The organism is Pseudonocardia tropica (assembly GCF_040105315.1).
GTDB classification, from domain to species: Bacteria; Actinomycetota; Actinomycetes; order Mycobacteriales; family Pseudonocardiaceae; genus Pseudonocardia; species Pseudonocardia alni.
On sequence record NZ_JBEDNP010000009.1, the window covers coordinates 21644 to 34748 of the forward strand.

Consider the following 13105-nt stretch of genomic DNA (forward strand, 5'->3'; position numbering starts at 1 on the left):
TCACAGATCGAGCACGACCATGAACGACTTCGTCGCCGGCGCCCCCGCCGACCGCCTGCCCACCCTCGTCCGCACCCGCACCGGATATCGCGTGTACGACCCGGCCCTGATCGCCGGCACCGACTACGTCGTCGACGACGCGGGCGACCTCGTCTACACGAAGCTCCCGGCCGGTGCGATGACCGGCACCGCCGTCGTCGCCGCCGCCGTGGTGGCGCTCACCGTGGGTGAGAACAGCTGGTCCTGGTCGGCGCTGGCGTTCCTCGTCTGTCTGCCCGTCGCGCTGGGGCTGGTGATCGGGGTGCTCTCGGTCATCCACGCGGTCACCGACCCGGTCCGGTCCTACCGCGCCCGCAGCGGGCACACCCGCTTCGCCCGCGACATCGCCGCGACCGACCCCGCCTCCTGGCAGCTGTGCGCGCGGGCCGAGCGGCTCGCGGCGACGCCGTCGTGGCAGGCGGGCCGGATCGACCCGTCCCGCTCGCTCGGCGTCCTGCTGTGGACCGCCGTCGCCGGCGGGGAGGCGTGGGCCGCCGAGGCCGTGGGCCGGCTGGCCGAGCCCGCCACGGGCCCGGACCTGACCTCGGTCTGACCCGCCGCCCCGCCCCGCGCTCTCCACGCGGCGGAGCAGCCGGACGGGGTGGGCGCGGCGGGCTCAGACGGCGTAGCGGGCCACGGGGAGGAGTGCCGCGGGGTCGCGGCGGTCGTCGCCGGAGGCGACGCAGGCCTGCAGCGAGCGGTGCAGGGCGTCCTCGTCGAGGCCGGTCCCGATCAGGACCAGCGTGGTGCGGCGGGGCTCGTCGGCGTCCCACCGGGTCCGGCGGAACCGCACGTACCGGCCGACGGTGTGCAGGTCCCAGCGTTCCCGGTCCGGGGCGGCGGCGAAGCGCACCGAGCCCTTGATCCGGTACAGCCCGGACGGCCGGGCGTCGAGGAGGTCCTGCAGGCGGGCGGCGTCGAGCGGCTCGTCGCACAGGAACGTCAGACTCTGGTAGCCGGTGTGCAGGTGGTGCTCGTGCGGCTCGTCGACGCGCTCGCCCAGCATCAGCTGGCGGCCCGGCACGATCTCGATGTCGAACAGCAGCGCCGGGTCCACCGCGCCGTCGCGGACCGGGACGATCGGGGCCCGCGGGTTCGCCTCGCGGCACAGCCGCCGGACCCGCCACAGCGGCCCCGGCCCCACCCGGTCGATCTTGTTCAGGACGACGAGGTCGGCCATCGCGACGTGCTTGTCGAGCTGGGGGTGGCGGCGCCGCGAGTCCTCGAACTCCGCGGCGTCGACGACCTCGACGAGCCCGCCGAAGCTCAGGTGCTGACCGAGCGCGTCGAGCACGAGCTGGACCAGCGTGCCGGGCTCGGCGATGCCGCTGGCCTCGATGACGACGACGTCGATCTCGTCGCGGCGGCGGGTCAGCTTCTCCAGCACCGAGGAGACCCCGCCCTCGCCGACCTCGCAGCACAGGCAGCCGTTGCCGAGCCCGACGACGTCGCCGGCCTGACCGGCCACGCGCATCGCGTCGATGCCGACCGACCCGAAGTCGTTGACGACCACCCCGATCCGCGCGTCCCCGCCCGCGGCGAGGAGGTGGTTCAGCAGCGTCGTCTTGCCGGCTCCGAGGAATCCGGCCAGCACCACGACCGGGATCTTCCGGGGCATCCCTCATGCCTACCACGTGCGTGTCGACGCACCGTGACGTGGTCGTGACCCGTCACGGACCTGTCCGTGGACCCCGATCGGACCACTACAGTGCGGCCATGCCCGACACAGCCGCCGGACGCCCGCCACGCGGAGTGATCGCCGTCGCCGGAGAAGCCCTCGTCGACATCGTCCCCGCCCCCGCGCACGGGTACTGGGAGCTCGCGCCCGGCGGCAGCCCGGCGAACGTCGCGGTCGGGCTGTCCCGGCTCGACGTGCCGGCCCGGATGCTGGCCCGGCTCGCCGACGACCTGCTCGGGCGCAAGCTGCGCGACCATCTCGCCGACAACGGCGTCGACCTGTCGCACTCGGTCGAGGCGGACGAGCCGTCGTCGCTGGCGATCGTGGAGCTGACCGCCGACGGGCAGGCGTCCTACGACTTCCGGATCGCGGGCACCGCGGACTGGCAGTGGACCGACGACGAGCTCGCCGGCGCCCTCGACGACGGCCCGGCCGGCCCGGTCGTCGCCGTCCACTCCGGATCGCTGGCGCTGACCACCGCGCCCGGTCACGAGGCGCTGCGCGAGCTGCTCGCCTCCGCTGTGGACACCGCGACGGTGAGCTACGACCCGAACTTCCGGCCGCTGCTGATGGGCACGCCGGAGGAGACCCTGTCCGGCGTGCACGAGCTGCTCGGCGTGGCCGACGTGGTGAAGGTCAGCGAGGAGGACCTGGGCTGGCTGCACCCGGGCCGCGTGCCCGGCGACGTCGTCGGCGAGTGGCTCGAGCTCGGTCCGGCGGTCGTCGTGGTCACCCTCGGGGCCGACGGGGTGCTGGCCGGGACGTCGTCGGGCCTGCACCTGGTGCTGCCCGGCCGCACCGTCGAGGTCGTGGACACCGTCGGGGCCGGGGACAGCTTCTCCGCGGCGCTGCTCGCCGGTCTGCACCGGCGCGGGCTGCTCGGCGCGACCGCCCGCGACGACCTCTACCGCATCGACCGGCCGACGCTGGAGGCCGTGCTGACCGAGGCCGTCGCGGCGTCGGCGATCACCTGCTCGCGGCACGGCGCGAACCCGCCCACCCGCGCGGAGCTCGACGCCGCGGTCTGACCGTCACCGCTGCTCGCGGGCGAGCATCGCGGTCTGCGCCTGCTGCTCGGCGGCGTCCAGCTCGCGCGGCTTCCGGTCCGGGAAGTCGCGCGGCTGCCCGGTCGCGGCCGAGCCGGGCGGCAGGCTGAGCGTGGCCGGGGTGCTCTGCGGCAGGGCCCACTGCCGGGCCCAGTCCAGGTGCATCGCGGTGGGGCCGCCTGCGTTGCCGAAGTAGTCCAGCTGCATGGTCATGTTCATCGGGCGCGGCGGGAACTGGTCGCTGTCGGTGTTGGAGTACCACTCCTTCCCGTTCACGTACGCGGTGATCTTCTCCGGGGTCCACTCCAGCGCGTAGGCCGACCACTGCGTCGAGTCGTGCTTCACCGACCCGTGGTCCTGGTCGTTGTTCTCGCCGTAGTGCAGGAAGAAACTGGTCTTCTGGCGGGAGTCGTCCATGATCTCCATCCAGTCGACCTCGCCGCCGACCGGGAAGTCCTCGGCCACCGGCCAGAGCAGCAGCAGCGCGTTCAGCCCGCCCGCGCCCTTCTCCGACTGCACGCAGGCCTCCCAGCGACCGAACTTCTGGCCGGGGTGCCAGCTGACGGCGCCGGTGTTGCCGTCGACGTCGGCGGAGATGGTCATCGCCCCGTCGGCGACGGTGACCGCCTCCGGGGTGCGGGTGCCCTTCTTGTCGTGGCCGGGCTCGGGGCCGTAGGGGTGCCAGTCCGGCGGGACCGTGGTGCCGTCGAAGTCGGACTCGCGGGCGGGGGCGCCCCAGCCGAGCTCCTGCGCCGCGGTCTCGGTGCAGTGCGACGACGCCGGGGGTGCGGCGGGGTCGGCCGGGACCGCCTTCGCCGTCCCGCCGGCCGGGTCGCCTCCCGGGGTCGCGGTGCCGTCGGCCGGATCGGTCGGGGTCCCACCGGCCGGGTCGCGTCCCGGCGTCGCGGTGCCGGCGGCCGGATCGGTCGGGTCTCCGCCGGCCGGGCCGGTCGGGGTGGTCGCGGCCGCGCCGTCGTCGTCCCGCGGGGGCGTCGGGTCGTCGGCGACGGTCCGGGTCACGGCGGCCGCCGGACCCGCGGGTGCCGCCGACGCCGTCGACGCACCGGCCGTCGTGGCCGCCGACAGCGCGAGCGTCGCGGCGAGCACCGCCACCGTCGTCCTGGTCCTGGTCCGCACCGTGGATCACTCCCGTCACTCGGTCACCTGCGGTCCCATCTCACGTGCGGTGGGTGAGGAGCACCAGTCGAACCACCCGTCCGGGGAGCGCGCGGACGGGTGGGATGCGGTCGTCCGCGGACGGACGGTGACCCTCCTGCGGGCACCGGTGACGACGGGTGACCGGCCGGTGCGCGGCGGCGGGTGTGGCACCGTGTCGAACCCCGGCGGGGGCTCCCGCACCCGCCGCGACGGGTGCGGCGACCGCACCAGGGGTGCGACGCGCCCCCGGGGCCGATGCCCCCGGGGGCGCTGCGAGGTGGGGATCCGAGGACGGACTGCGCGTCCGCCTGCCAGAGTGGCGGCGTGGCACGCCCCGACCTCGCCGTCGCGCTGGACCTCGCCCCGCACCCGGAGGGTGGCTGGTACCGGCGGACCTGGACCTCACCGGTCGTCGTCGCGACCCCGTACGGTCCGCGCCCCTCGGCGACGGCGATCCTCTACCTCCTCGACGCCCCCGGCCGCTGGCACCGCGTCCGGTCCACCGAGCTGTGGTGCCGGCACTCGGGCCCGGAGGCGGACCTGGTCCTCGGTGGTGACGGGCCGGACCCCGTCCCCGGGCCCCGGTTGCGCCTCGGGCCCGCCGCCCCGCAGCAGGAGGTCCCGGCCGGGGTGTGGCAGCGGGCGGAGCCGACGGGGCCCGGGGCGGTCCTGGTCAGCTGCGTCGTCTCCCCCGGCTTCGACGTCGCCGACTTCGAGCTGCGCTGAGCCGGGCGCCCACCGGCAGCAGGTCAGCGGCAGCAGCTCAGCGGCAGCAGCTCAGCGGCGCAGCAGGCCCGCGAGGTCGCGGGTGTTGCGGATCCGCTCGGGGCCCACCCCGCAGGCGACGGCGCGGGCGCAGCCGTGGTCGAGCCAGTCGAGCTGCCCGGGGGCGTGCGCGTCGGTGTCGATCGTGAACTCGCACCCGGCCTCGACGGCCAGGCGCAGCAGCCGCTTCGGCGGGTCGAGGCGCTCGGGCCGCGCGTTGACCTCCACGGCGACGCCGTGCTCCGCGCAGGCGGCGAAGACGGCGTCGGCGTCGAACTCGGACTCGGGGCGCTTGCGGCGGCCGGTGACCATCCGGCCGGTGCAGTGCCCGAGCACGTCGACGTGCGGGTTCGCGACGGCGGTGAGCATCCGCTCGGTCATCTCGTCGCGGGGCATCCGCAGCTTCGAGTGCACGCTGGCCACCACCACGTCGAGCGAGGCGAGCAGGTCCTCGGACTGGTCGAGGGCGCCGTCGTCGAGGATGTCCACCTCGATGCCGGTGAGCACCCGGAAGTCCGACCCGGACGCGGTGATCCGCTCGTTGAGCCGCGCGATCTGCTCGACCTGGCGGCGCAGCCGGTCCGCGGACAGCCCGTTCGCGACGGTCAGGCGCGGCGAGTGGTCGGTGACGACGAGGTAGTCGTGGCCCAGCCCGATCGCGGTCTCGGCCATCTCGGCGAGCGGGGAGCCGCCGTCGGAGGCGTCGGTGTGGCTGTGGCAGTCCCCCCGCAGGCCCTCGCGCAGCCGCAGCGCCGCCTCGGCCAGGGGCACCCCGGTGGCGTCGGCGCGGGCGACGGCGTCCTCCAGCCGTCGCAGGTAGACCGGTTCCTCCCCGGCGACGGACTCCCCCACGCAGCGCGCGGTCACCTCGCCGACGCCCGTGAGGTCGGTGAGCCCGCCCGCGGCGTGCAGCCGGGCCAGCTCCTCGGCGTCGCGGCCACGCAGCGCGGCGGCCGCGGTCCGGAACGCGCGGACCCGGTAGGTCGACTCCTGGGCGCGTTCGAGCAGGAACGCGATCCGGCGGAGGTCGGCGACGGCGTCTCTCACCCCGCGCAGGCTAGCGGCGCATCCACCGGCGGGCGCGCCGCGTCCACGCCGTCTCCCACACCGTGGGCAGCCTGCGCTCCAGGTCGAGCATCGTCGCGGTGTCCCGGCCGTGCAGCACACCGAAGGTGAACCCGTTGTTCTGCTCGGCGCCGGCGCGGGCCCCGAGGGTCCGCAGGGTCTCCCGGGACACGACCGCGTCCTGGTGCTCGCCGAGCACGTCGGAGACCTTCTTGAGCCGCTTCGCGAACGCCCGCGCGTCCTTCCCGACGCCGGGCCGAACGACCTCGGTGGCGTAGCGGAGCTGCTTGCCGGTCTTGCGGGCGTCGTGCAGCGAGTCGGGCGCGACCCGACCGGCGTCGAGGTCGGCCAGTGCGCGTTCCATCCGCCGCTCCAGCTTGCGGGCCGTGCGGCCCACCATCGCGGGGAGGACCACGGCCGCGGGCCTGCGGGCCCGGCGCGCCAGCGGCGGGTCGGCGAGCAGCCGGCGCAGCGCGCCCCGCAGCGCGGCGTAGCGCTCGCCGTCGACGACGTCGAGCACCGCCGCCCCGGTCTCGGCGCGGGTGCGGGCGAAGTGCCGGGTGACGGCGGCCTGCACCGGTCCCAGCAGCAGCTCCGGCTCCAGCGCGGTCAGCCGGGTGTTCAGGCGCTCCTCCTGCACCTCGGCGTCGCGCTCGCCGGCCAGCGCCCGGCCCAGCCAGCGCAGTTCGGCGACCACGTGCGCGGCCCGCGGGCCCTCCAGGAGCCTCGCGTAGGTGCGCAGCGCGCTGCGCATCCGGCGGGCGGCGATGCGCATCTGGTGCACCGCGTCGGGCCGGTCGGCGCGCAGGTCCTGCTCGCGCGCGGCGAGCGCGTCGACCTGGTCGCCGAGGTAGCGCAGCAGCAGCGCACCGGCGCTGCCCTTCCGCCCGGTCCGCCGCGGCGGGTCGGTGGGCGCGGCCTCGGCCAGCAGCGCGGTGAGCCGGGCGTACCCGCCGCGCGGGGCGCGGACGAGGCCGGTGGTGCGCAGGGCGTCGTCGAGCTGCTGCAGCAGGGCGGTCCCGGCCGTCCCCGGTTCGACGACGGCCTCGGTCCAGCTCTCGACGGTCGCCGACCCGCCCAGCGTCGCGACGTCGACCTGCTCGCGGGTCAGGGTGGCCAGGTCGCGCCCGGCGTCGTCGCGCAGCCTGCTGACGGTGCGGGTGACGTGCACCCGGCCCACCGGCACCAGCGGCGCGTCGCCGCGGACCCGGCGGACGAGGGCGTCGACGCCGGCGGGGACCGACCGGTCGGCGACGCCCTCGACCTCGCTGCCGGACAGCGGGACGCGCAGGTCGTCCCCGGGGCCGGCGTCGGGCAGCCGCAGCACCCACGCCGAGGCCGGCGGCACCACCGAGGCCCGGTCGGGCACCACGTGCTCGACGACGAGCTCGATGCCCGCGGCGAACAGCCGCAGGTCGGCGGTGTCGAGGCGTTCGACCTCGCGGACCTCGGCCGCCACCACCGGCACCACCTCGTGCACGCCGTCCACGCCGGACAACCGCGGCGCACCGGTGTGCGCCGGGCCCCGGAAGGTCAGGGCGAGCGCGGACGGGACCAGGGCCGGGTCGGTCGTACTCATCCCCCGGGGTTCCCCGGCACGGGGACGATCACGCGCGGCCATCCGGGCGACGCGTGGCGGTTCAGACGGCCTTGCCCGGGTTCAGGATGCCGTCCGGGTCCAGGGCCGCCTTCACCGCCCGCTGCAGGGCGAGCACCGCCGGGCCGAGCTCGCGCTCCATCCCGTCGCGCTTGAGCAGGCCGACGCCGTGCTCGCCGGTGACCGTCCCGCCCAGCTCGACGGCCGCGCCGATGATCTCGTCGAACGCGGCGCGGGTGCGGTCCCGGGCGTCCGGGTCGTCGTGCGGGGTGAGCATCAGCGGGTGCAGGTTCCCGTCGCCGGCGTGCGCGACGGTCGCGATCCGGACCCCGCGGCGACGGCCGATGTCCTCGATCCGGGCGAGCATCCGGGCCATCTGCGGCCGGGGGACGCAGACGTCCTCGGTCAGCATCCCCATCCCGAGCTGCTCCAGCGCCGGGTAGGCCATCCGGCGGGCGGCGAACAGCGCCTCGGACTCGGTCTCGTCGGTCGAGGCCATCGCCTCGGTCGCCCCGTGCGCGGTGAACGCCGCCAGGATCGCGTCGGCCTCGGCCTGCGCGGCGGGCTCGGGCAGGTCGGTCTGGGCGATCAGCAGCGCCGCGGCGCCGGTCGGCAGGCCCGCGTTGCGCCAGGCGTTCACCGCGGCCAGGCACTCCCGGTCGACCAGCTCGAACACCGCGGGCTGCAGGCCCTGCTCGGTGACGGCGGCGACCGCGGCCCCGCAGTCGGCGAGGGAGTCGAAGAACCCGACGACGGTGCGTGGCGCGGCCGGGCGGGCCGGGCGCAGCTTCACGGTGATCTCGGTGATGATCCCGAGCGTCCCCTCCGAGCCGACCATCAGCCCGGCGAGGTCGTAGCCGACGACGCCCTTCGCGGTGCGCCGCCCGACCCGCACGACCTCCCCGGTGGCGGTGACGACCTCGAGGGCGAGCACGTAGTCGCGGGTGACGCCGTACTTGACGCAGCACAGCCCGCCCGCGTTGGTCGCGACGTTGCCGCCGATCGTCGACCAGGGCGCCGACGCCGGGTCCGGCGGGTACCAGAGGCCCTGCTCCGCGCAGGCGGCCCGCAGGTCGTCGTTGACCACCCCCGGTTCGACGACGGCGAGCCGCTCCCCCGCCGAGATCTCCCGGATCGCGGTCATCCGTTCCAGGCTGACCAGGACGCAGCCGTCGACGGCGTTCGCCCCGCCGGACAGCCCGGTGCCCGCGCCCCGCGCGACGACCGGGACCCGATGGGCGGCACAGGCCCGCACGGTCGCGGCGACGTCGGCGGTGGTCCGTGCCCGCACCACGCAGAGCGGTGTGCCGTACTCGGCCCACTCGGCCTCGTCGTGGACGTAGGGGCGCACGACGTCGGGGTCGGTGAGGACCCGGTCGGGGTCGAGCGCGGCGGCCAGCTCGGCGAGCACCGCGCGCCCGGGCGCGGACGGGCCGCCGCCGTCGAGCTCGACGGGGGCGGTGGAGCCCCCGAACGGCCGTCCCCCGGGCTCGACGACGACGGGGGCGGCGGCGGTGACGCGATCCGGCATACCCGCGACGGTAGGTCGCCTGCGCCCACCCGGCCAGGTCCCGGCCCCGCCCACCCGGGCGCCGGAACCCGCCGACGGTCGCCGACATGCAGCCCAGGGGCTGCCCACCGACCGCCGGAACAGCCCTGAGCTGCATCTCGGCGACGGGGGCGGCGCCGAACGGGGTGCGGTACCCGGGGCTCAGCGGCCCAGGCGCCCCGCGAGCTCCCCGGCGAGCTCCAGCCCGGACAGCCAGGCGGTCTGCACCCGGGACCGGCCCCAGCCGTCCCCGGCCAGGGCGACGCCGTCGTCGCCGAGGTGGAAGGTCTGCTCCCGCACGTCGGCGGGGGCGGCGAAGCGCCAGCGGTGCACGTGCGTCCAGTCCGGCTCCGCGGCGATGCCCAGCAGCTCCCGGACGGCGGCGGTCATCGCGGGCACCGCACCGGCGGGGTCGGCGTCGTGGGCGCGGGCGAGGTCGCCGGTGGAGTGCGCGACGAGCACCGGGGCGTCGTCGCCGCGACGGTCGCCGTCGTCGGCCACGAGGGACAGCACGGGGTGGTCGTTGACGAACGCCGCGGGCAGCCGCGGCCAGTCCCGCGCCGCGAACCCGGCGGTCAGGGCGAGCACCGGGTTCCACTCCCGCCCGGCGACCGCGGCGCCCGCGGGGGTGTCCGGGTCGAGCAGCCGGGCGGCCTGCGGGTCGGGCATCGCCAGCACGACGGCGTCGGCGCGCTCGCCGTCGACGGTCGGGCCGTCCGGGCCGGGGCGGACCCGCTCGACCGTGCGGCCGGTGCGGACGTCGAGGTCACGGGCGGTGTCGGTGACCAGCGACCGCAGCCCGGCGGGCGCCGCGAACCGCAGCGGGCCGGGGTTGTCCGCGCCCCGGGCGGCGCCGTCGAACACCGCGAGGGTGTCGGTCCACCCGCGGACCAGGCCGTCGTCGCGCCAGCGGCGGACGCGGGCGTCGAACCGGTCGTCGGAGACGGTGAAGTAGGCGGCGCCGATGTCGGCGGGACGCCCGTCGTGGCGGTGCACCGCGAGCCGCCCCCCGGTTCCGCGGGCCCGCTCGTACACCGTCACGTCCACGCCGCGGGCGGCCAGCTCCGCGGCGCAGGTCACCCCGGCGATGCCTGCCCCGATCACGATCACACCCACGCCCGGGACCCTAGGCGGGCGTCGCCCCGGGAGCACGTTCACGGTTAGGGTGACCTAAGAACAAGGGGGATGCGATGGAACACGTGACCGACGAGGCCAGGCTCCGGGAGATCATCGGCGAGGTGCCCGAGTTCATCCGGGACAAGGCGCGCGACCGGGTCGACCCGGTGACCGCGGAGTTCCTGGCCGCGGCACCGTTCTTCCTGCTCGCGACGACCGGGCCGGACGGCGTCGACGTCTCGCCCCGGGGAGACCCGGCGGGCTGCCTGCTGGTGCTCGACGAGCACACGGTCGCCTTCGCCGACCGCAAGGGGAACCGCAGGCTCGACTCGATGCGCAACATCCTGCACGACCCCCGGGTCGGGATGATCGTCGTCGTGCCGGGGTCGAACGACACCGTGCGGATCAACGGGCGGGCCCGGATCGTGCACCGGCCGGACTTCGCCGACCGGCTCACCGTGCAGGGCTCCACACCCGAGGTGGCGATCGTCGTCGAGGTCGACGAGCTGTTCCTGCACTGCGCGAAGGCGTTCCTGCGGTCGTCGCTGTGGGACACGGCGACCTGGCCGGGGAAGGGTGCGGTGCCCAGCGCCGGGAAGCTGGTGAAGGGCCAGTACCGGGTGCCCGGCCCGGCGCGGGTGATCGACGCGGCGCTGCGCCGCGACGGGCGGGTCAACCGGTACTGAGCCGCCCGGCGCCGGTGGCCGCGTCGAGCAGGGCGGCGACGCGGTCGTGCCGGTCGAGCCACCAGGCGGCGCGGTCCGGGGCGGCGGCGACCCCGGCCCGGTGCACCGGCTCGGGCGCGACCCGCGGCACGGGCAGGAAGCCCCGCTGCGGGGCCAGCGGCTCGGCGACGACGTCGGCGGCCAGCAGCGAGACCGTCCCGAGCCCGCAGGCGTGGTGCAGCTCCGGCAGCGCCCCGGCCAGCGCGAGCCCGGCGGCGAGCCCGACGCTCGACTCCACCGCCGAGGACACGACGACCGGCAGCCCGACCTCCTCGGCGATCCGCAGGGCCCGGCGCACCCCGCCCAGCGGCGACACCTTCAGCACGACGACGTCGGCCGCCCCGGCCCGCACCACCCGCATCGGGTCCTCGGCGCGGCGGATCGACTCGTCGGCGGCGATCGGCACGTCCACCTTCCGGCGGACGGCGGCGAGGTCCTCGACCTCCCAGCAGGGCTGCTCGACGTACTCCAGTCCCCCGGCGGCCCGGTCCAGCTCGCCGATCGCGGCGACCGCCGTCCCGACGTCCCAGGCGGCGTTGGCGTCCACCCGGACCAGCCCGGCGGGGCCGAGCGCGTCGCGGACGGCGGCGACGCGCTCGACGTCCCCGGACAACGGCGCTCCGGCGTCGGCGACCTTGACCTTCGCGGTGGTGCAGCCGGAGGCGCGCACGATCCGCTGCGCGTGTTCGGGGCCGACGGCGGGCACGGTGCAGTTGACCGGGACCCGGTCGCGCACCGGCGCCGGCCAGCCCACCTCGGCCGCCTCGCGGGCCGCGGCCAGCCACGCGACGGCCTCGCGGTCGTCGTACTCGGGGAAGGGGCAGAACTCGCCCCAGCCGGCCGGGCCGGACAGCAGCAGGCCCTCGCGCACGGTGATCCCGCGGAACCGGGTGGTCATCGGCAGCGAGTAGACGTCCATTCCCGCTCACTTCCTACCGCGAGTAACTTACTGCGGGTAAAGTCTCCGACGTGACCGCGCAGACCGTACCCGGCCCCCGCCGTCGCGTGCCCAGGGCGGAGCGCGAGCGCCAGATCGTGGACGCCGCCGTCGCCGTGTTCGGCGAGCGGGGCTACGCCCAGGTCTCGATGGAGCAGGTCGCGGAGCGGGTCGGGGTCACCAAGCCGGTGCTCTACACCCACTTCGGGTCCAAGGAGGGCCTGCTGCTGGCCGCGATCGCGCGGGCCCGGTCCGAGCTGCTCGACGTCGTCGCGCAGGCGGCGGGGGCCGCGGACTCGCCGGAGACGATGCTGCGGGGCGGGACGCTGGCCTTCTTCCGCTACCTCGACCGGCGGGCGCCCGCCTGGCAGCTGTTCTGCTCCGAGGCCGGGGTCACCGACACCGCACTGGAGGAGATCCGCGCCCAGCAGACCGACTTCACCGCCGCCCTGCTCGCCGCGCAGGTCCCCGGCACCGAGCAGGCCCGGCTGACCGGCTGGGCGCAGGTGATCGTCGGGGCCTGCGAGCGGCTCGCCGTCTGGCGCGGCCAGGACGAGTCGGTCACCGCCGAGCAGGCCACCGAGTACCTGATGGACCTGGTCTGGACCGGCCTGGCGGGCCTCGGCCACCGGGCCTGAGCGCGCGTCCGGGACAATTCCCGGCCATGAGCACGACCGCACCACGCCTGCTGCAGGTGACCCGCACCGAGCGGGTCACCCCCGGCATGGTCCGGGTGACCCTGACCGGCGAGGAGCTGGCCGGGTTCCCCGGGCACGGCCCGGACCGCCGGATCAAGATGTTCTTCCCGGTCGAGGGCCAGGAGCGGCCCGCCGTGCCGCGCGCCTCGACCGGCGGACCGGTCTGGCCGGCCGGCGAGGCCCGCCCGGCGATCCGCACCTACACGGTGCGCCGCTTCGCCCCCGACGCCGGCGGCCACGGCGAGCTCGACGTCGACTTCGTCGTCCACGCCGGGCACGGCCCGGCCGCCGCCTGGGCCGTGTCGGCCGCCCCCGGGGACTGGGTCGGGGTGTCCGAGCCCGGCGGGCGCTGGGAGCCGGACCCGGCCGCCGAGCACCACCTCCTGATCGGCGACGAGTCCGCGCTGCCCGCCATCGCCACCGTCTGCGAGACCCTCGCCGCGGCCGCCCCCGGGGTGCCGGTCCGGGTCGTCGCCGAGGTCGCCGACGCCGGCGAGGAGCAGACCCTGCCCGGCGACGTCGCCGTCACCTGGGTGCACCGCGGCGACGCCCCGGCGGGTGCGCCGCTGGTCGCGGCGGTGCGGGTCGTACGGCTGCCCGACGGGCGCGGCCAGGCGTGGCTGTCCGGGGAGTCCGCCGCGGTCAAGGAGCTGCGCGCGCACCTGCTCGGCGAGCGAGGGTTCGACCGGCGCGCCGTCTACGCCACGGGGTACTGGCGCGCCCGGTGAACCG

General features: G+C 76.5%; 13 protein-coding genes. 6 read left to right on the top strand and 7 right to left on the bottom strand.

All coding sequences use genetic code 11. The annotated features are described in order from the left end of the window. The first annotated feature begins 19 nt into the window (after positions 1 to 19). Positions 20 to 592, top strand: coding sequence for a hypothetical protein (locus WHI96_RS15990; RefSeq protein ID WP_345646416.1), 573 nt, complete (start codon positions 20 to 22; stop codon positions 590 to 592). A gap of 63 nt (positions 593 to 655) precedes the next feature. Here the strand turns inward: WHI96_RS15990 and WHI96_RS15995 are convergent, their stop codons facing one another. Next, positions 656 to 1657: a CobW family GTP-binding protein gene (locus tag WHI96_RS15995; protein ID WP_345646414.1), complete on the bottom strand. Its 1002-nt coding sequence runs from the start codon at positions 1655 to 1657 to the stop codon at positions 656 to 658. Between the two features lie 98 nt (positions 1658 to 1755). On the opposite strand from WHI96_RS15995, the gene WHI96_RS16000 reads away from it, so the two are divergent. Further along, positions 1756 to 2745, top strand: a complete 990-nt coding sequence (locus tag WHI96_RS16000) for a carbohydrate kinase family protein (RefSeq protein ID WP_345646412.1) — start codon at positions 1756 to 1758, stop codon at positions 2743 to 2745. 3 nt (positions 2746 to 2748) lie between these two features. On the opposite strand, the gene WHI96_RS16005 is transcribed toward WHI96_RS16000, so the two are convergent. Further along, positions 2749 to 3900 carry a glycoside hydrolase family 16 protein gene (locus tag WHI96_RS16005; protein WP_345646409.1) on the bottom strand — a complete coding sequence of 384 codons (1152 nt, stop codon included), beginning with the start codon at positions 3898 to 3900 and terminating at the stop codon, positions 2749 to 2751. Positions 3901 to 4245: 345 nt separating this feature from the next. Between WHI96_RS16005 and WHI96_RS16010 the strand changes: the two genes are divergently transcribed. Beyond that, entirely contained in the window at positions 4246 to 4647 is a 402-nt protein-coding gene (locus WHI96_RS16010; RefSeq protein ID WP_345646406.1) for a cupin domain-containing protein, read from the top strand. A gap of 51 nt (positions 4648 to 4698) precedes the next feature. On the opposite strand, the gene WHI96_RS16015 is transcribed toward WHI96_RS16010, so the two are convergent. The 4 genes from WHI96_RS16015 to WHI96_RS16030 all read right to left on the bottom strand — a co-directional run bounded on the left by WHI96_RS16015 (position 4699) and on the right by WHI96_RS16030 (position 10013). After that, the gene (locus WHI96_RS16015) at positions 4699 to 5733 is read right to left on the bottom strand and encodes a PHP domain-containing protein (protein ID WP_345646403.1); all 1035 of its coding nucleotides are present in this window, start codon (positions 5731 to 5733) and stop codon (positions 4699 to 4701) included. Between the two features lie 10 nt (positions 5734 to 5743). Beyond that, on the bottom strand, positions 5744 to 7330 hold the full coding sequence (locus WHI96_RS16020; protein ID WP_345646400.1) for a CYTH and CHAD domain-containing protein: 1587 nt from the start codon (positions 7328 to 7330) through the stop codon (positions 5744 to 5746). A 61-nt stretch (positions 7331 to 7391) separates the two neighbouring features. Further along, positions 7392 to 8879 carry an FAD-binding oxidoreductase gene (locus WHI96_RS16025; RefSeq protein WP_345646397.1) on the bottom strand — a complete coding sequence of 496 codons (1488 nt, stop codon included), beginning with the start codon at positions 8877 to 8879 and terminating at the stop codon, positions 7392 to 7394. 180 nt (positions 8880 to 9059) lie between these two features. Further along, the gene (locus tag WHI96_RS16030) at positions 9060 to 10013 is read right to left on the bottom strand and encodes an NAD(P)/FAD-dependent oxidoreductase (protein ID WP_345646394.1); all 954 of its coding nucleotides are present in this window, start codon (positions 10011 to 10013) and stop codon (positions 9060 to 9062) included. Between the two features lie 74 nt (positions 10014 to 10087). On the opposite strand from WHI96_RS16030, the gene WHI96_RS16035 reads away from it, so the two are divergent. Next, a complete protein-coding gene (locus WHI96_RS16035) occupies positions 10088 to 10699 on the top strand; it encodes an MSMEG_1061 family FMN-dependent PPOX-type flavoprotein (protein WP_345646391.1) in 612 nt (203 codons plus the stop codon). On the opposite strand, the gene WHI96_RS16040 is transcribed toward WHI96_RS16035, so the two are convergent. Then, on the bottom strand, positions 10686 to 11657 hold the full coding sequence (locus WHI96_RS16040; RefSeq protein WP_345646388.1) for an o-succinylbenzoate synthase: 972 nt from the start codon (positions 11655 to 11657) through the stop codon (positions 10686 to 10688). The genes WHI96_RS16035 and WHI96_RS16040 overlap by 14 nt on opposite strands. 50 nt (positions 11658 to 11707) lie before the next feature. Between WHI96_RS16040 and WHI96_RS16045 the strand changes: the two genes are divergently transcribed. Beyond that, positions 11708 to 12313, top strand: a complete 606-nt coding sequence (locus WHI96_RS16045; RefSeq protein WP_345646385.1) for a TetR/AcrR family transcriptional regulator — start codon at positions 11708 to 11710, stop codon at positions 12311 to 12313. A 26-nt stretch (positions 12314 to 12339) separates the two neighbouring features. Beyond that, a complete protein-coding gene (locus WHI96_RS16050) occupies positions 12340 to 13101 on the top strand; it encodes a siderophore-interacting protein (protein WP_345646382.1) in 762 nt (253 codons plus the stop codon). The last annotated feature ends 4 nt before the right edge of the window (positions 13102 to 13105 follow it).